This is a genomic window from Streptomyces sp. NPDC047525 (assembly GCF_040643025.1).
Taxonomy (GTDB): domain Bacteria; phylum Actinomycetota; class Actinomycetes; order Streptomycetales; family Streptomycetaceae; genus Streptomyces; species Streptomyces durmitorensis.
This window is the reverse complement of the sequence record NZ_JBEYTL010000008.1, coordinates 128694-146166: the sequence shown is the minus strand read 5'-3', so window position 1 is coordinate 146166 and position 17473 is coordinate 128694. Positions and strand designations below refer to the sequence as shown.

Below are 17473 nucleotides of genomic sequence, written 5' to 3'. Positions count from 1 at the left end.
GCGACGCTCAAGTCGAGCAGCAGGGACCAGGACTGTGGTGAGTGATCCCGGAACATCCCCGTCACGTTCGCACCACCGGCTATCGGTTGATCGACTGGATCTCCTGGACCACCACGTCCTGATCCGCGCCGAACTCGCCGTCAGGGAGCGGCTTTTCGCCGTTGACTCCCGTGCCGGTCCAGTGGATCTTCCACGTGACCGTTGCCTTGAGCGGGTACGAGCCGTCGCCGGACGAGCGGAGGTACTTCACGCCGCACGAGGGGGTCTCCTTGGACTTGCCCTTGGCGTACGGTTCGCCGATTTTGCCGTTCTTGATGGGGCAGGCACCGGAGGCGGGGTAGGTCTCCGCGTCCTTCGTGCCCGGGTCGATCTTGAGGGAGATCGGCTCCGCCGTGGTCGTCGCCTCGATGCCGATGTCGGGGACGGATGCCGTCACCGACACCGGCTTGAACTCCGCCTCGTCCAGCCAGGCCCAGGTCGGCAGATTGACCTTCGTCTCGCCTTCAGGGGCGAGGGTCACCTTGGTGCCGGGTACGCGGATCTCGGCGTACGCGAGCTTGGAGAGCATCTCCGGAGTTATCGCTTCGGGGATGTCGGCCGGGGGCGGGTCGCCCTTGTCCACCCAGAAGGTGGGCTCGTCGCAGCCGTCCCAGCCGGGTGGGAAGCTCTTGTTGGGGAAGGACGTCCACCAGAAGCCCTTGCCCGCCTTGTCCAGGTTGAAGTTCTTGTAGGGCTCGCCGTCCACGTACCGCTTCTTCTGCTCCAAGTCCCACTGGGAGCCGGTCGACTCGGCCTGCCAGATCGGCTCGACGTACTTCTTGAACTCCGCCGGCGAGTACGTGGGTGCGTACCAGCAGGCAGGCGGGGTCCAGTTCGTCGCGGGGGTCACGGCTCCGGTCTTGGGACCGGAGCCGTTCTTGGAGCGGTCGTAGACGATGCCGGATGCGGTGGCGGACAGTTCGTCGCCGTCCGCGTTGCCCGAGGCGTCGCTGTCAGATCCGGGATTCTGGGCGCCGCCGCCGATCTCGTTGTCAGCCGCCGCCGGGACGGCGCTGAGGAACATGCAGCTGAGGGCGGCGACGGTCAGTACTTTCAAGCGGATTTTTACGGTTGGCACTTGGCACTCCCCCGAGTGGAATTCAATTGTGTGGTGACCCAGACGCCCGCGTCGTTCCTTTGCAGCTTGGCTGCGTAGAGAACGTAGCTGTTCTTCGTCGCGGGAGTCTTGTTGACCTTGTCCTTCTTGAGGTACTTGTCGTAGGCCTTGCTCTGGTCCTCGCAGTAGACGAGGGAGGCGAAGGCGCCATCGCCGGATACGGCCGGGTTGTAGTACCGATAGGCGCCGGTGGTGCGCGCCTTGGCGTCGACGTAGGCCTTGATGAACTTCTGCGTCTGAGCGGCGGCTTCCCCTTCGTAGTAGAAGCGGTACGCCTTGTTCGCCGGGTCCTGCTCGGCGATGGCCATGTCGACGGCCTTGATGGACTGCTCACTGTCGGCCAGGATCGCGTCATCGGCCTTCTTGCCCGTCTTCGGCCAGTCGAAGGTGTACGTCAGGTCCGCGGGCAGGTCGATCTTCGGGCGGTCTGCACTCCCCGAGTCCGATGCGCTGGGCGAAGCCGATTTCTTCGCGCCGTCCTGCTCTGCCCCGGCGATCTTGTCGTTGTCCTTGGACTCGTCGCCGCTTCCGCAGGAAGTCAGCAGCAAAGCTGCGGACGCGGTGAGGGCGACCGTCGCGAGACGGAGAGGGCGGTTCACTGAGCGGCTCCTGGTGAGGGTGAGAGTTGGCGCGAGCTAAGCACGCTAGTGGGAGCTGATCGGTGGCACCAGAGAGATATCTGATGAGCAATGGGGCGTGCGGGGTTTATCCCGGTGAAACCGGGCGGCCTTTTCAATCCCAGGGCTCGCGCACCGGTTTCCGCTTCCACCATTCCCCGAGGTCGGACTCGGGTTTCTCCTTCGACGGGCGTACCCAGGGGCGAAGCGACCGCTCCGGGTCGGGGACCGTCGCGGCGTCGAAGCGTACGTCCAGGGCCGAGAGGTGCCGCCCCAGGGGGCCTTCGCGCGCTTCCGCCGGGAGTGCGGTCATCACCTGCTCCAGGGAGTCCCGGGAGTCCAGGTCGTTGCTGTACGCGCTGATGACGTAGAGGTCCTCGCTCTTCTCCCGGCCTGGTTCCAGTCTCCGTACCAATCGTTCCCAAGAGGCGACGTAGTGGGCCACCGAATAGACCGCGTCCGTGATCGTCGGACGCAGTCGCTGAGCCACACGTGACCGTTCGAGTTCCAGCCGTTCCGCGTCGCATTGTGCGATCGCCGCCCGCACCGGGCCTGACAGCTCCGACCACACCGCCTCGGTCAGCGGTGCGTCCTGGAATTGCCCCGGCGGGTGGCTCCAGAGCGTCTCGCTCCGCTCGGTGTCGCCGGACGCGCCCAAGACGTTCCTCAGGACGCGCACCCTTCTGCAGAGCACCAGCCCCGTGCCTGCCTCGGATTCGATCGCGATGGCCACATGGCGCGGCCCCGCCCCGGTCTGCGCCAGTGTCCTCAGCGTTGCTCGTTCGTGTCTGTCGGCCAGGCGCAGTCTGGGGGCCACGTACCGGGTTCCGAGTTGTACGGCGGCCACTCCCTCGAAGTGCAGGTCCAAGTCCGTGGATTCGGTGTTCTCTGGGAGTGCGCGGAGCAGCAGTTGGGAGTGGCCCACTCCGTAGCGCCACATTCGGAACGTACGTGGTGACTGGAAGTGCATGCGGCCTCCTTTCCGGAGGAGGGTCAAGCGCAGGGAAGGAGTGCTCATGGGGATCGGGCAGCGGAAAGCCATGGATCTTGAGGGGTATATGGAGCGGGCGCGTAGCGGGCCCTGTTTTGTCTGTGCGTTCCTTGCCGGGGATCCCGGCTATCCGCATCACACCATCCACGAGGACGACGACCACGTCGCCTTTCTCGATCGGTGGCCCACCCTTCCCGGCAAGGTCCTCGTCGTGCCGAGAGCCCATGTCGAGCATGTCGTCCGTGATCTGGACGCGGCGGCGTACGCGCGGCTCATGCTCTTCGTGCGGGAGGTCGCCCTCGCAGTCGAGCACGTCTTCGACGCCGAGCGGACCTACGTCTACTCCCTCGGCAGCCAGGAGGGGAACAGCCACCTCCACTGGCACATTGCCGCCCTGCCGCCCGGAGTCCCGTACGAGGAGCAGCAGTTCCATGTCCTGATGACCGAGAACGGTGTCCTGGATGTGGCGCCGGATGAGATGGCCGACATCGCCGCGCGGCTCCGGCGCGCCATCGCCTCGCCGTAGCCCCCCGGCCGGGGCCCGCTACTGCCGCGTTGCCTCGAACTTCTTGTCCACCTTGCCGACTTCGGACCACGTGCCGTCCTCACGGCGGTCGAACCACACCGGGCGCTCGCGAGCCGAACGGCGCTTCTCGAAGGAGACCTCGTCGAGTACGCCGTTGACGGAGACGCCCTGGATCTCGCGGTCCAGGGTGTGCCGCAACGAACTCGCCGAGGTGGCCGAGCCCTCGGCCGGGAGCTTCTTGAGCGCCGTCGCCAGGGCCAGGGCGCCGTCGTACAGCTCCTGGTTGCCGCGCGCCGGGAGGTTCTCGTCGGGTTCACCGGAGTAGTTGCGGGTGCGCAGGACGCCGTCGGGGACGGTCTTGTCCCTCCTCTCTGCCGTGGACCGCTCCTCCGAGTCCTCGCAGACACCCTCCGGATCGCTCTGGGTCAGCACCGGTCCCTTGAAGCCGTCGGCCCTCAGCTTCTTGGCCCACACGTTGATGTCCGCACCCGTGGGCACCACCACCGCGTCCGCCCGTGCCTTGCCGACCAATGCCGGGATCCGCGCCGTCTTCACCTCGTCGGGCGACGTGTCCAGCGACTTCGTGGTCACGCCTGCCCTGCGCAGCGCGGTGCCGATGCCGTCCTCGCGGTCCGTCCAGATCTTGTCCTCGGCCACGAACACCCGGCGCGCCTCGGTCCGTGTCAGGAGGTAGTCCGCCATTGCTTCGCCCTGCCGCGCCTCGTCGGCCGGGATCGCGAACGCCCCTGCCGCATGGGCGACTTCGGAGCACGTGCTGATCTCCGGCAGGAACGCCTCGTCCGTGTCGTGCACCCAGGAGAAGTCGACGGTGTCACCGATGACGGCGAGCATCTCCGGATGCCTGGCGAGGAGCTTGCGGGACGTCGTGTCCGGGTTGGCGGACACGGGGACGATGCGGAAGCGGCTGCCGCCTTTCGCGCCGAGCGTCTCGGCGAACGCGGACTCGACGGTGCGCTTCTGCTGCGTCGTGAACTGCTTGAACTCCGACTTCTCGTACGTGTCCCCGGCCCCGCCCGAGCGATCGGCGCCGACGTGGGTGTAGCTGTGTGCGACGCCGATCGTGTAGACGGCCGGGCTGTCCTTGGCGCCGGACGCGGACGCGGAGGCGGACTCGGTGTCGGGTGCGGCGAGTGAGCGTATGCCCAGGCCCGCCGTGATGCCGACCGCCGCCAGGACGAGGGCCGTCGTCATCAATACGCGCTTGCGTGAGCGCAGTTGGGGGCCCGGCGCGTCCGGGGGCGTGGGTTCCTTGCGGACACCCGGCGAGTGCGGTGACTGGAGTGACTGGGGGCGGGCGTCCTCGACGGCCCGGGAGTCCGCTGCGGGGACGGAATCCTGTACGTCCGGCGCCGGAGTGTCGTACGCGGCACCAGCCTTTGCCCTCTCCGCCCCCGCCGCCAGGATCCTCTCCAGCGTCGTCGCCGCGTCCGCGGGCCGGTCGGCGGGGGACTTGGCCAGGAGGTCGAGTACGAGGCGCTCCACCGGAGGCGTCACCTCGGCCCGTGCCCGCGAGGGCCTCAGCGGTGCGTCGTTGACGTGGTTGTACATGACGCCGGCCGCCGAGCCGGTGAACGGCGGTCTGCCGACGAGGAGTTCGTAGAGGACGCAGCCGAGCGCGTACAGATCGGTGCGTCCGTCGCCCGCCTCCTGGCGGAACCGTTCCGGCGCCAGGTACGGCACGCTGCCGAACGGCAGTTGCCCGGTCTGCGTGAGGCGGGCGTCTCCCGCGGCGCGCTCCATGAACGTCGCGATGCCGAAGTCGACGACCTTGGCGGTGCCGTCCTGCGCGATCATCACGTTGCCGGGCTTGATGTCGCGGTGCACGACGCCCGCCGAGTGCGCCGCGTCCAGGGCGCGGCAGATGTCCGCCGCCCAGCGCAGCGCGTCCGCCACCGGCACGCGGATGCTCTCGCGCAGCACCTGGTCGAGCGAGCGGCCCTGCACCAGCGCCATCACCAGGTACGGGGTGCCGTCGTCCGTGCCGTGGTCGTGGACGGCGACGATGTACGGGCTGTCCAGCGAGGCCGCCGCGCGGGCCTCCTGCCGGAACCGGGCCAGGAGCTGCTCCTGATCGTCCCCACCCGCTGATCCCGCTGATCCCGCCGAGCCCGTCGCCGCGAGCAGCTTGACCGCCACCTCCCGGCCCAGGCTCCGGTCACGGGCCCGCCAGACCTGCCCCATACCCCCGGAGCCGATCGGCGCCAGCAACTCGTACCGATCGTTCAGCAACCGCCCGTGCACGGCGTTCCCCCTTCGACGCCGATGATCCTAGCCATGGCCCCACGGCGCCCGACCGCCGCTGGATAGGTTCGCCTCATGGACGAAATGGCCCTGCTCAAGCGTTCCGGCGGTCCCGTCACCCGTGGTCGGCTCAGGCGTGAGCTCGTGGACCTCGGGCTGCGTGCCGGGGACATCGTGATGTTCCATACCGAGATGTCGGCGATCGGGTATGTGGCGGGCGGTCCGCCGACCGTCATCGGCGCCCTGCGCGACGTGGTCGGCGAGCGCGGCACCCTCATGGTCACCTGCGGTTGGAACGACGCCCCGCCCTACGACCTCACCGACTGGCCGCAGGCCTGGCAGGACGCCGTGCGTGCGGAGCACCCCGCGTACGACCCCCTTCTCAGCGAGGCGGACCACAGCTACGGTCGGCTCCCCGAGGCCCTTCGCCGCTGGCCGGGGGCCGTACGAAGCCGTCACCCCGATGCCGGCTTCGCGGCGCTCGGCCCGGCCGCGGCCGCGCTGGTGGCCGACCACCCCTGGGACGACCCGCACGGCCCCGGCAGTCCGCTGGGGCACCTGGTCGCCATGGGCGGGCGGGTCCTCCTGCTGGGGGCTCCGCTGGACTCCCTCACGCTGCTGCACCACGCGGAGGCGCTCGCCGATGCGCCCGGCAAGCGGTTCGTGGAGTACGAGCAGCCGATCATCGAGGAGGGGAAGCGGGTCTGGCGGCGCTTCCGCGACATCGACTCGTCGGACGGCGCCTTCGACTACTCCTCCGTCGTGCCGGAAGGACAGTGGCCGTTCGAGGTCATCGCCCGGGACATGCTCGCGGCAGGGATCGGCGTCGAAGGGGCGGTCGGGGCCGCCAGGAGCCATCTCTTCGAGGCCGGGGACGTCGCGAGCTTCGGCGTCGCCTGGATCGAGGAGAAGCTGGGCGTCGAGCAGTAGTACGCGACGTCCACCCTTCCTGCCTTGGACGGATCACCCCTTCACCGCACCCCCCAGCGCGAACCCGCCCCCCAGACGGCGCGAGATGAGGACGTACAGCAGGATCACCGGCGTCGAGTAGATGATCGAGAAGGCCGCCAACTGGCCATAGACGACCGTCCCCTTGTTGCCGAAGAAGTCGTTGATGCTGACCGACGCCGGCATCTGCTCCGGGGTCAGGAGCAGCATGAACGGGACGAAGAAGTTGCCCCACATCATGACGAACGAGAAGACCGTGACCACGGCCACTCCCGGGCCCATCAGCGGCAGCACGATACGGATCAGCGACTGGAAGGACGACGCGCCGTCCGTCCACGCCGCCTCCTCCAGCTCCTTCGGGACGCCGTCCATGAAGTTCTTCATCAGCCAGATGGCGAAGGGGAGTTGGGACGCGGCGAAGAAGAAGATCGTGCCCTGCATCGTGTCGATCAGGTCGACCTGGACGAACAGCGCGTACACCGGGACCATGATCGCCGTGATCGGCAGGCTCGTCGCGAAGAGGATCGTCAGCATGAAGGGGCGGTTCAGGCGGGACTTGAAGCGGGACAGGGGGTACGCGGCGAGCGCCGCGCAGACCACCGTCAGGAGCGTGCCCCCGCCGCACAGCAGCAGGCTGTTGAGGAGAGGCGTGAAGGTGATCTCCGGGGTCAGGACCGCGTCGTAGTTGTCCAGGGTGATGCCGTCGGGGACCTTCACCTTGAGGTCGGCCTTGGTGTCGAGCGACGACAGGATCACCCAGGCCAGCGGCAGGACGAACGCGGCGGCGACCACGAGCAGGCCCGCGTCCGCCGCGATCCGACGGGTCGTACGGCGTGAACGCATGGTGCGGGCAGGGGAGTTGACGGTGTTCGCGGACACTCAGACCTCCGTGCGGAGCAGGCGCATATAGACGAGGGAGAAGAGTGAGCCGACGACCAGGAGCAGAAGCGCCACCGCCGTGCCGTAGCCGATCATGCTCTTCTGGAAGGCCTGTTCGTACATGAACAGAGGGAGGGTCTGGCTGCGGTTTCCCGGGCCGCCTCGCGTCATCACCCAGATCAGGCCGAAGACGGAGAGGGTCTGGAGGGTGTTCAGCATCAGGTTCGTGCCGATGGAGCGGCGGATCATCGGCAGCGTGATGTGCCACATGCGGCGCCAGCCGCCCGCGCCGTCCACCTCGGCCGCCTCGGTGATCTCCTTGGGGATCTCGTTCAGGGCCGCCGAGTAGACCAGCATCGAGAACGCCGTACCCCGCCAGACGTTGGCGAACGACACCGCCAGGATCGGCAGCGTGTACATCCAGTTCTGGGACGGGAGATGGAGGAAGTCGAGGACCGCGTTGAGCGTGCCCTCGCGGCGGAAGAACGCGTACAGGAGGAAGGCCGCTACCACCTCGGGCAGCACCCACGCCGTGATCACGATCGCGCCGGTGAGCGTGCGGACCGGCTTGGACGCCCGCTGCATCAGGGACGCGAGGGCGAGGCCGATGGTGTTCTGCCCGATGAGCGAGGACACGACCGTGAAGACCAGGGTCAGCCAGACCGCGTTGAGGAACGCCTCGTCGCCGAAGGCCTTACGGAAGTTGTCGAACCCGACGAAGCTCGACTCCGCCTGGCCGGTGAGCTGGAGGTCGGTGAAGGCGATGTACGCGCAGTAGCCGATCGGTCCTGCCAGGAAGAGGAGCAGCAGGATCACGGCGGGGGACACGGGCAGCGCGCGGGACAGGGCCCGGCCCGTCAGCTTGCGGCGGGACGGTGGATGGGAGGAGGCCGGGCCCGGCGCTGTCTTGACGATGTCGCCGGGCCCGGCGGGGGGTGCGGTGGTCACCTCGGGGCACTCACTTCCCTTGCGTACGGACGACAACTACCGCGCGCCGGCGGTCACTTCTCGACGACCTCGCCGTCCGTCGCCGCCTTGACCTCGTCGTCGTATCCGCTCGCCGCGTCCTCCACGGAGGCGTCGCCCGTCGTGACCTTCTCCATGGCCTCCTGCACCGCGGTGGAGACCTTCGGGTACGCCGGGTACGCCGGCCGGTAGTGCGTCGAGGGCACCAGGTCGGTGAAGAACTTCAGGCCGGGCTGCGCCTTGAGGTACGCGGGGTCGGCGGCGACGTCCTTGCGGACCGCGATGCCCGAGTTGGCCACGTACCACTTCTGGGCGTTGGCCTTGGTCTGCATCTGCTCGATGAACCTGAACGCCAGGTCGGGGTTGGACGCCTTGGTCGGGATGGCCCAGGTCCAGCCGCCGGACATGCTCACCTTGCCGGGAGCCTCGCCGTTCTGGGTGGGCATGTGGGCGAGGCCCAGTTTCTTCGACCACTCGGGCCACTCGTGACCCGCGCCCTTGCCCCAGTCCTGCGGCAGCCAGGAGCCGTCGAGGTTGATGCCGAGCTTGTCCTCGGGCAGGAGCTCGCCGCGGACCCGGGTGGCGAAGTTCGGGTCGAGGGCGTCGGTGACGTCAGGGCCGAGCTTCTCCTTGTAGACCGTCTCGACGAACTTCAGGGAGTCCTTGAAACCCTGGCTTCCTGTCACCCACTTCTTCGACTTCGGGTCGTACATCGGGTCCTGGCCCGTGCCGTACAGGAGCATCTCCATGCCCTGCATGGTGGCGGCCTCGCCCGCGGGCTTGCCCGTGTAGACGTTCAGGGGCGTGACGCCCGGGACCTTCTTCTTGATGGTCCGCGCGGTCTCGAGGATGTCGTCCCACGACTTGGGCTGCCAGTCCGCCGGCAGACCGGCCTTCTTGAAGATGCCCTTGCTGAACCAGAGACCGCGGGTGTCGGTGCCGTCGGGCACGCCGTACGTCTTGCCGTCCGCCGCCTTCGCCGCCGACTTGGACGTCCCGATGAACTGGTTCCAGTCCTCCCACTTGTCCAGATACGGGTCGAGCGGCTTCAAGTACCCGCTGGTGATGTCCGAGTTGATGAGGAAGGTGTCCTCGTAGACCAGGTCGGGCGCCGTCTTCGGGGAGCGCATCATCTGCTGGAGCTTGGTGTAGTACTCGGAGTCCGGCGCCTTGATCGGCACCAGCTTCACCTTCTTGCCGGGGTTCGCCTTCTCGAACTGCTTCTTGATGTCCGCCAGATAGGTGTCCATGACCTTGACCTGGTTGTCCGTGGACTGTTTGAAGGAGACCTTCACGGTGTCCGGATCGTCGCCGGAGTCCCCGCCGCACGCGGTGAGGGTGCCGGCGGCGACCAGGGCGGTGGCGAGGAGCAGAGGGGTGGTGGGACGCACGGGCACGACCTCCTACTGGCCGACGCGGCTGGGTTACCACGCAGGGCGCAACGCGGGGCTGCCCGGTGAACGTAAGGGCGGGCTCGGAGCAAGGTCAATGCTCGTGCATCGCCGCTTGTCATCAACGTGACAACGTTGTTATGGGAGGCCGCATCGGGCGTGAATCGGCGTACGCGGGTGGGGACTTGGGGCGCCAGATGACGTCGGGTGGCGCCAGGTCGCGTCAGGTGGCCGACGTCAGCCAGCGGTAGGCGTACTCGGGGCGGCCGACGTGGCCGTACTGCGGGGTGCGGGCGGCGCGGCCCGTGGTGACCAGGTGTTCCAGGTAGCGGCGCGCGGTGATGCGGGAGATCCCCACGGTCTCGGCGGCGACCGCCGCGGTGACGCCCTCGGGGGGTGCGTCGCGCAGGGTGCGGGTCACTCTCTCGAGGGTGGGGCCGCTGAGCCCTTTGGGCAGGGCGGCGGGGCTGGGCGCGCGCAGGGTGGCCAGGGCGCGGTCCACCTCGTCCTGGCCGGTGGCCTCGCCCGCGGCGGTGCGGAACTCGGCATAGCGGGTGAGGCGGTCGCGCAGGGTGGCGAAGGTGAAGGGCTTCAGTACGTACTGGACCACGCCGAGGGAGACGCCCTCGCGTACGACCGCGAGATCGCGGGCCGAGGTGACGGCGATGACGTCCGCGCGGTGGCTCGCGGCGCGCAGGGTGCGGGCCAGCTGGAGGCCGTGGCCGTCGGGGAGGTGGAGGTCGAGGAGGAGCAGGTCCACCTCGGTCCGGTCCAGGGCGCGTTTCGCCTCGGCGGCGCTGTGCGCCTTGCCCACGGCGTGGAAGCCGGGGATGCGGTTCACGTAGAGGACGTGGGCGTCCGCGGCGACGGGGTCGTCCTCGACGACCAGGACCCTGATCGGCTCTGTCACTTGGTGCCTCCGTCTGCTGCGTCCGGTGAGCAGGACGCCTCGTCGTCAACGTCCGCCGCCGGGGACCACGTCCGGCGGCCCGCGCCGACGGCGGCCGTCCGCAGGTGGACCTCGAACTCCGCGCCGCCCCCCGGCGCCTCCCGCACCACGAGTGTCCCCTCGTGCTTGGTCACCGTCTGGTGGACCAGGGCCAGGCCGAGGCCCCGGCCCGCCGTGGCCTTGGTCGACCAGCCGCGTTCGAAGACCGCCTCGGTGTGGGCCGGGTCCACCCCGGGGCCGGTGTCCGACACCCGCAGCGTAAGGCCCGCCTCGTCGGCCCGCGCCGTCACCGTCACGCGGGCCGCGGGTGAGCCCTGGGCCGCGTCCACCGCGTTGTCGATCAGGTTGCCGAGGACGGTCACGAGGTCGCGCGCGGGCAGGTCCGCGGGCAGCATGCCGTCGTCGATGCTGCTGTCGGGGGAGACGACGAGCTCCACGCCGTGTTCGTTGGCCTGGGCCGCCTTGCCCAGGAGCAGGGCCGCGAGGACCGGCTCGCTCACCGCGGCGACCACCTGGTCGGTCAGCGTCTGCGCCAGTTCCAGCTCGGCCGTGGCGAAGTCGACCGCCTCTTCGGCGCGGCCCAGCTCGATGAGGGACACCACCGTGTGGAGCCGGTTCGCCGCCTCGTGGGCCTGCGAGCGCAGTGCCCGCGTGAAGCCGCGCTCCGAGTCCAGCTCGCCGGTCAGGGCCTGGAGCTCGGTGTGGTCGCGCAGGGTGACCACCGTGCCCCGGCGCTCACCGCTCGACACGGGGGACGTGTTGACGACGACCACGCGGTCCGCCGTCAGGTGCAGCTCGTCCACCCGCGGCTCGGCCGCGAGCAGCGCGCCCGTCAGCGGTGCGGGCAGGCCCAGCTCGGCGACGTTCCGGCCGACCAGGTCGCCCGATACGCCGAGCAGCTCGCGCCCTCCGTCGTTGATGAGGGCGATCCTGCGCTGTCCGTCCAGCATCAGGAGTCCCTCACGCACCGCGTGCAGCGCCGCCTCGTGGTAGTCGTGCATACGGCTCAGCTCGGCGGCGTTCATGCCGTGGGTGTGGCGGCGCAGGCGGGCGTTGATGACGTACGTACCGAGTCCGCCGAGCGCGAGCGCGCCGGCCGCGACCCCGAGCAGGGCGAGGAGCTGGCCGCGCGCCTTCTGGCTGATCTCCTCGATGGTGATGCCCGCGCTGACCAGGCCGGTGATGCGGTCCGTGCCGTCGTCGGCCCGGATGGGTGTGACCACGCGCACGGAGGGGCCGAGCGTTCCCGTGTACGTCTCGGTGAAGGTCTCGCCCCGCAGGGCGTCCGCCCGGTGGCCCAGGAAGCGCTCGCCGATCTGGCCCTCGTCGGGGTGCGTCCAGCGGATGCCGTCCGGGTCCATGATCGTCACGAAGTCGACCCCGGTGTGCAGGCGTACGTCCGTCGCGTACGGCTGGAGGGTCTTCGTCGGATTCTCGCCACGGGCGGCCTCGCGCACCGAGGGAGAGTCCGCCACCGCCCGCGCCGCGGCCGTCGCCTGGCGGCGCGCGCCCTCCTCGGCCTGCTGCCGGTCGCTCAGGAACGTGAAGAGCGCACATCCGGCCACCACGACGGTGACCAGCACGATCTGCATCGCGAAGAGCTGCCCGGCGAGGCTGCGCGGGCGGGGTGGACGGGCGAGGGCCATGCTGCCAGTCTGCCTGGCCGTATAAGTGCGAACTAAATGAACGCAAGGGTGACCGCCCTCACAGGGCGAGAGATAGTCACCGGGATTCGCCTGCCCAGGACGTGAGCCGCACGCACTGGCCGAAAACGCCGACGTAGTCGTTCAAGGAGGGCCCTCGTGGCCGACACCACCGACAGCCAGGTGGCAAAGGCGCCCGCAGCCAAGCGGGACCGCACCCACTATCTGTACATCGCCGTCATCATCGCCGTCGTCCTCGGTATCGGTGTCGGTCTGCTCTTCCCCGACTTCGCCAAGGAGCTCAAGCCGGTCGGCACCGGCTTCGTGAACCTGATCAAGATGATGATCTCGCCCATCATCTTCTGCACGATCGTTCTGGGCGTCGGCTCGGTCCGCAAGGCCGCCAAGGTCGGCAAGGTCGGCGGTCTCGCGCTCGCCTACTTCGTCGCGATGTCGGTCGTCGCGCTCGCCATCGGCCTGCTCGTCGGCAACATCCTGCACCCGGGCTCGGGCATGGACATCTCCGACTCCGAGAAGGGCGCGGGCCACGACGCGGCCGAAGAGGCGGACAAGGGTCTCGTCGACTTCGCGCTCGGCATCATCCCGAAGACGCTCGTCTCCGCCTTCACCGAGGGCGAGGTGCTGCAGACGCTGCTCGTCGCGCTGCTCGTGGGCTTCGCGCTGCAGGCCATGGGCCGTTCCGGGGAGCCGATCCTGCGCGGCATCGGGCACATCCAGAGGCTCGTCTTCCGCGTGCTCGGCATGATCATGTGGGCAGCCCCGGTCGGCGCGTTCGGCGCGATGGCGGCGGTGGTCGGCGAGACCGGCACGGACGCCCTGAAGGCGCTTGCCACGATCATGATCGGGTTCTACGTCACCTGTGCGCTGTTCATCCTGATCGTGCTCGGCACGCTGCTGCGCCTGGTGACCGGCGTCAACCTCTTCAAGCTCCTGAAATACCTGGGCCGCGAGTTCCTGCTCATCCTCTCCACCTCCTCGTCCGAGTCCGCCCTTCCGCGGCTCATCGCGAAGATGGAGCACCTGGGCGTCAGCCGCCCGGTCGTCGGCATCACCGTCCCGACGGGCTACTCCTTCAACCTCGACGGCACGATGATCTACTTGACCATGTCGTCGCTCTTCATCGCCGAGGCGATGGACCAGCCGCTCGGCATCGGTGAGCAGATCTCCCTGCTCCTGTTCATGATGATCGCGTCCAAGGGCGCGGCCGGCGTCTCGGGCTCGGGCATCGCGGTCCTGGCCAGTGGCCTGCAGTCGCACAAGCCGGGCCTGGTGGACGGCGTCGGCCTGATCATCGGCGTCGACCGCTTCATGAGCGAGGCCCGCGCCCTGACCAACTTCGCGGGCAACGCGGTGGCGACGCTCCTGATCGGTACGTGGACCAAGGAGGTCGACCGGGAGCGGGTCGAGCTCGTGCTCGCCGGGAAGCTGCCGTTCGACGAGCGGACGCTGCTCGACGACAGCGCTCCCGAGGCCGACGACGCGGGCCAGGAGACGGTGGACGCCATCCCGCCGCAGCCGGAGGGCGCCGAGAAGAAGTCCCTGACGGCTTAGCCGTCGCTGGTCGCGGCCCTTCGGTCGGCGACCCTGGTCACCACCTCGGTGGCCTTGGAGGCGGGCAGGCCCGCCGCGGTCAGAATCGTGATCGCGGTGGACCTGCCCGCCTTTTCCGCTGGTACGACACCGTCGTTGACGGCCTCCATCACGGCGAACAGGATCCCTTCGAGCACGTAGCCGAGCGCCCGCGTCGGCAGCGGCGACACGAACGTGCCGCCGTCCAGGCCGCGTTGGAACGTCTCCAGGCCGGACTCGTGGACGCGGCCGAGCCGTTCGCGGATGCCGCCCATCGTGACGCTCCGGTGGGAGAGCGAGAGCAGCAGACGGTAGCGGTCGGCGACGTCCCAGACGGCGAGCAGTGAACCGGCCACCGCCTCCGCGGGGTCGTCGATGCCCTCGCGACCCGCGCTGTGCGCGCTCTCCACCGCCTCGACGGCCCGCTCCACGATCGCCTCGATCAGCGCGTCACGGCTGGGGAAGTGCCCGTACACCGTCCGGCGCACCACACCCGCGGCGCGCGCGATCTGGTCCATGGACGCGTCGGGGTCGCGCAGCAGCTCGGCGACGGCGACGTCGAGGATGCGGCGGCGGTTGGCGTCGGCTCTGACGCTGCTCGCGGGGCGGGGATTCATGGCCCCATTCTGCCCACTCGCGCGAGCCCCCGCTCACCCACTTGCACATCACTGTGCAACATCGGGTATCTTGCACATCAGTGTGTAGTTACACAAGCTTGTGCAATACGGGATGGGTGAAATCCAGATGCCTCTGCTGATCAACGAACCGGTCGAACGGATGGACCGGCCGTACGCCCGCCGCTGGTGGGCCCTGGGTGTGCTCTGCCTGAGCCTCCTCATCGCCGTGATGGCGAACACCGCGCTGACCGTGGCCGCGCCCGACATGACCATGGACCTCGGCCTGTCCAGCTCCGACCTGCAGTGGGTCATCGACGCCTACACCGTCCCGTACGCCGCGCTGATGCTGCTGCTCGGCGCGATCGGCGACAAGTACAGCCGCAGGGGCGCGCTGGTGCTCGGCCTGGTGATCATGTCCGCGGGCGCCGGGGCGGGCGCGATGGTGGACAGCTCGACGGCGGTCATCGTGGTCCGCGCCGTGATGGGCGTGGGCGCGGCGCTGATCATGCCCGCGACGCTCTCGCTCCTCGCGGCGACCTTCCCGCGTGCCGAGCGGGCCAAGGCGATCACCATCTGGGCGGCCACGTCCGGCATCGCGATCGCGGCGGGCCCGCTGATCGCGGGTGCGCTGCTCCGCGACAACGGCTGGCACTCGACGTTCCTGATCAACATCCCGGTGGCGGTGCTCGCGATCATCGGCGCGTTCGTCCTCGTGCCGCCCTCCAAGGCGGCGCAGCACGGCCGGATCGACTACGTGGGCGGCCTGCTCTCGGTCGTCTGGGTGGGCTCCCTGATCTTCATGATCATCGATGGCCCGCACTTCGGATGGGGCGTGCGCGCCATCTCCGCCGCGGTGGTGGCGGGCCTCGGCCTGATCGCCTTCGTCCTCTGGGAGCTGAAGCACCCGCGCCCGGTCCTCGACGTACGCAAGTTCACGCAGCGTGGCTTCGCGGGCTCGAACCTGGCCGTGGCGCTCTTCTTCCTCGCGGTGTTCGGCGCCTTCTACTACCTGACGCAGCACCTCCAGTTCGTCCTCGACTACGACCCGCTGGAGACCGGCATCCGCATGCTGCCGCTGGCCGGTGCGGTGTTCGTGGGCTCGGCGGTCACCGGGATCCTCGCGCCGCGCATCGGCGGCAAGATCATGGTGGTGGCGGGCATGGTCGGCGGGACGGTGGCCCTGGCCCTGCTCACGCAGATCGAGGCGGGTTCCACGTACGCGGACTTCGTGGCACCCCTTGTCATCCTCGGTATGTCCCTGGGCTTCGCGGTCTCGCCCTGCACGGACGCCATCATGGGCGCGTTCCCCGAGTCGGAGCTCGGCGTGGGCGGCGCGGTGAACGACACCTCGCTGGAGCTGGGCGGTTCGCTGGGGATCGCGGTCCTCGGCTCGGTCCTCGCGGGTTCGTACTCGTCGAAGCTGGCCGATGAGACGTCGGGCAGCAAGCTTCCCGCCTCCGCGCTCGACACGGCCCAGGACTCGGTGGGCGCGGGCAACGGCGTGGCCCAGGGCATCGCCGAGCAGGCACGCGAACTCACGGAGAAGGCGGCGAAGGCTTCATCGCCTCAGGAGGCGGCGCAGCTGAAGGCGCAGGCGCAGGAGCTCGCCGGGGGCGCGCACCAGATGGCGGACGCGGTGGGCTCGGCGTTCTCTGGCGCGGTGGCCCACACCAGTCTGATCGGTGCGGTGATTCTGGGGGTGGGGACTGTTGTGGTTGCTGTGATGCTGCCGGGGCGGCGCAAGGGTGCGGCTGCGGCGGGGGCCGAGGCTTTGGAGTCCTCGGATGCTCCGGAGACCGCGGAGGCTGCGGAGGTCGCCGGGCGGCGGTAGCTCTTCGGGTGCGGCGCCGTTTCTGCCTGCGCCGCTGCTTCGCGGCGGGTCTCTCCCGCCCACCCACCAGATTGCCCCGTGGTACGGGTGGGTGGGCGGGGGCAATTCGCGGCGGCGCGGCGGGGTTAACCTCGAGGTCGGAAAAACGGGGCAACGGGGAAGGGGGCGCAGCTCATGGGGCCCAAGCCGATGCGAGCGGCCATCGGGGAGATGTGGATCAACTGCCAGGTCTGCAAGGGGGATCTGTTCCGCGACCGGGAGGTCAAGCTCAACAGCTCCGGCATGGAGTTCATGAACCTGGCGTGGGCGAACGAGTCGGCGACCGGGCTCATCTGCTGGCGCTGCGGCTACGTCCACCTCTTCGTGAACCGTGAACTCCGGCTGCACCGAGCGGACAAGTGACGGCAGAGGAAGCAGAAGGTACAGCGGAAGCAGAAGGCGCAGAAGGCGCAGAGGACGCAGAGGGCGGCGGAGGCTGCGTCGCCTGCGCACTCGCCGCAGGCACCCGCCCGCTTCCCGGCGGCACCCTGCTGCGCACCGCGCACTGGACCGTCGAGCACTGCGTCGGCCCCCTCGGCACCGGCACCCTCATCGTCAAGCCGCTGCGGCACATCACCGGCGTACACGAGATGAGTGCGGGTGAGAGTGCCGAGCTGGGGCCGCTGCTGACCCGGGTGACCTCCGCCCTGCGCACGGCAGTTGGCGACGAGTGCGAGCAGGTCTACGTCTGCCTGTGGTCGCACGCCGGGCGCGTGCCCGGTCACATCCACTTCGTCGTGCAGCCCGCCCGTACGTCTGACATCGACCGCCACGGCGACACGTACGGCCCCGCCCTCCAGATGGCGATGTTCGCCGAGGGCGCGGAGTTGGAGCCGGGTGCCGTGGAGGAATTCTGCGGGCTGATGCGCCGTGTGCTGGATGAGGATTCCGCCATCCAGGTGGGCGCGTGCGCAAACTGTTGACTGATATTCAAACCTGCCAGTAACTTCAGCGTTGTACCACCGAGACCCGCCAAAAGCCGCTGAAGCCTGCCCAAATCCCCTGTACAGCAAGGCTCTTGGCGCCTGCGGCTTGCTCGCTCCTCCCCGGGACTGACCCCCCATCGGA

General features: G+C 69.1%; 16 protein-coding genes. 6 read left to right on the top strand and 10 right to left on the bottom strand.

Translation table 11 applies throughout. The features are described 5' to 3' along the window. Nucleotides 1-79: 79 nt before the first annotated feature. From ABZ833_RS24115 to ABZ833_RS24105, 3 genes are all read right to left on the bottom strand, one after another. Nucleotides 80-1063, bottom strand: coding sequence for a hypothetical protein (locus ABZ833_RS24115; protein ID WP_361050771.1), 984 nt, complete (start codon nt 1061-1063; stop codon nt 80-82). Between the two features lie 41 nt (nt 1064-1104). Beyond that, complete coding sequence (locus tag ABZ833_RS24110; protein ID WP_361049883.1) at nt 1105-1755, bottom strand: hypothetical protein; 651 nt, start codon at nt 1753-1755, stop codon at nt 1105-1107. Between the two features lie 133 nt (nt 1756-1888). After that, nucleotides 1889-2743: a hypothetical protein gene (locus ABZ833_RS24105; RefSeq protein WP_361049881.1), complete on the bottom strand. Its 855-nt coding sequence runs from the start codon at nt 2741-2743 to the stop codon at nt 1889-1891. Nucleotides 2744-2813: 70 nt separating this feature from the next. Between ABZ833_RS24105 and ABZ833_RS24100 the strand changes: the two genes are divergently transcribed. Beyond that, nucleotides 2814-3290, top strand: coding sequence for an HIT family protein (locus ABZ833_RS24100; RefSeq protein ID WP_361050768.1), 477 nt, complete (start codon nt 2814-2816; stop codon nt 3288-3290). An 18-nt stretch (nt 3291-3308) separates the two neighbouring features. Here ABZ833_RS24100 and ABZ833_RS24095 read toward each other — a convergent pair whose 3' ends face one another. Beyond that, on the bottom strand, nt 3309-5552 hold the full coding sequence (locus tag ABZ833_RS24095; protein WP_361049879.1) for a protein kinase: 2244 nt from the start codon (nt 5550-5552) through the stop codon (nt 3309-3311). Nucleotides 5553-5627: 75 nt separating this feature from the next. On the opposite strand from ABZ833_RS24095, the gene aac(3) reads away from it, so the two are divergent. Next, nucleotides 5628-6482, top strand: a complete 855-nt coding sequence (gene aac(3), locus ABZ833_RS24090; RefSeq protein WP_361049878.1) for an aminoglycoside 3-N-acetyltransferase — start codon at nt 5628-5630, stop codon at nt 6480-6482. 33 nt (nt 6483-6515) lie between these two features. Here the strand turns inward: aac(3) and ABZ833_RS24085 are convergent, their stop codons facing one another. From ABZ833_RS24085 to ABZ833_RS24065, 5 genes are all read right to left on the bottom strand, one after another. Then, nucleotides 6516-7343, bottom strand: a complete 828-nt coding sequence (locus ABZ833_RS24085) for a carbohydrate ABC transporter permease (protein WP_361050765.1) — start codon at nt 7341-7343, stop codon at nt 6516-6518. Nucleotides 7344-7379: 36 nt separating this feature from the next. Beyond that, complete coding sequence (locus ABZ833_RS24080; RefSeq protein ID WP_249592833.1) at nt 7380-8240, bottom strand: sugar ABC transporter permease; 861 nt, start codon at nt 8238-8240, stop codon at nt 7380-7382. Nucleotides 8241-8380: 140 nt separating this feature from the next. Then, complete coding sequence (locus tag ABZ833_RS24075) at nt 8381-9742, bottom strand: extracellular solute-binding protein (protein WP_361049876.1); 1362 nt, start codon at nt 9740-9742, stop codon at nt 8381-8383. 217 nt (nt 9743-9959) lie between these two features. Next, complete coding sequence (locus tag ABZ833_RS24070; RefSeq protein ID WP_361049874.1) at nt 9960-10646, bottom strand: response regulator; 687 nt, start codon at nt 10644-10646, stop codon at nt 9960-9962. Further along, nucleotides 10643-12331: a sensor histidine kinase gene (locus ABZ833_RS24065; RefSeq protein ID WP_361049872.1), complete on the bottom strand. Its 1689-nt coding sequence runs from the start codon at nt 12329-12331 to the stop codon at nt 10643-10645. Before ABZ833_RS24065 ends, ABZ833_RS24070 begins: the two co-directional genes overlap by 4 nt. 180 nt (nt 12332-12511) lie before the next feature. Between ABZ833_RS24065 and ABZ833_RS24060 the strand changes: the two genes are divergently transcribed. Next, nucleotides 12512-13900, top strand: coding sequence for a cation:dicarboxylase symporter family transporter (locus tag ABZ833_RS24060; RefSeq protein WP_361050761.1), 1389 nt, complete (start codon nt 12512-12514; stop codon nt 13898-13900). Here ABZ833_RS24060 and ABZ833_RS24055 read toward each other — a convergent pair. Continuing rightward, a complete protein-coding gene (locus ABZ833_RS24055; protein WP_249587667.1) occupies nt 13897-14535 on the bottom strand; it encodes a TetR/AcrR family transcriptional regulator in 639 nt (212 codons plus the stop codon). The two genes, ABZ833_RS24060 and ABZ833_RS24055, sit on opposite strands and share 4 nt — an antisense overlap. Nucleotides 14536-14662: 127 nt before the next feature. Here ABZ833_RS24055 and ABZ833_RS24050 point away from each other — a divergent pair, with 127 nt between their 5' ends. The 3 genes from ABZ833_RS24050 (at nt 14663) to ABZ833_RS24040 (ending at nt 17328) form a co-directional block, all read left to right on the top strand. Further along, entirely contained in the window at nt 14663-16366 is a 1704-nt protein-coding gene (locus tag ABZ833_RS24050) for an MFS transporter (protein ID WP_361049870.1), read from the top strand. Between the two features lie 174 nt (nt 16367-16540). Next, nucleotides 16541-16768, top strand: coding sequence for a hypothetical protein (locus ABZ833_RS24045; protein WP_361049868.1), 228 nt, complete (start codon nt 16541-16543; stop codon nt 16766-16768). After that, nucleotides 16765-17328: a hypothetical protein gene (locus tag ABZ833_RS24040; RefSeq protein ID WP_361049866.1), complete on the top strand. Its 564-nt coding sequence runs from the start codon at nt 16765-16767 to the stop codon at nt 17326-17328. Before ABZ833_RS24045 ends, ABZ833_RS24040 begins: the two co-directional genes overlap by 4 nt. Nucleotides 17329-17473 lie beyond the last annotated feature (145 nt).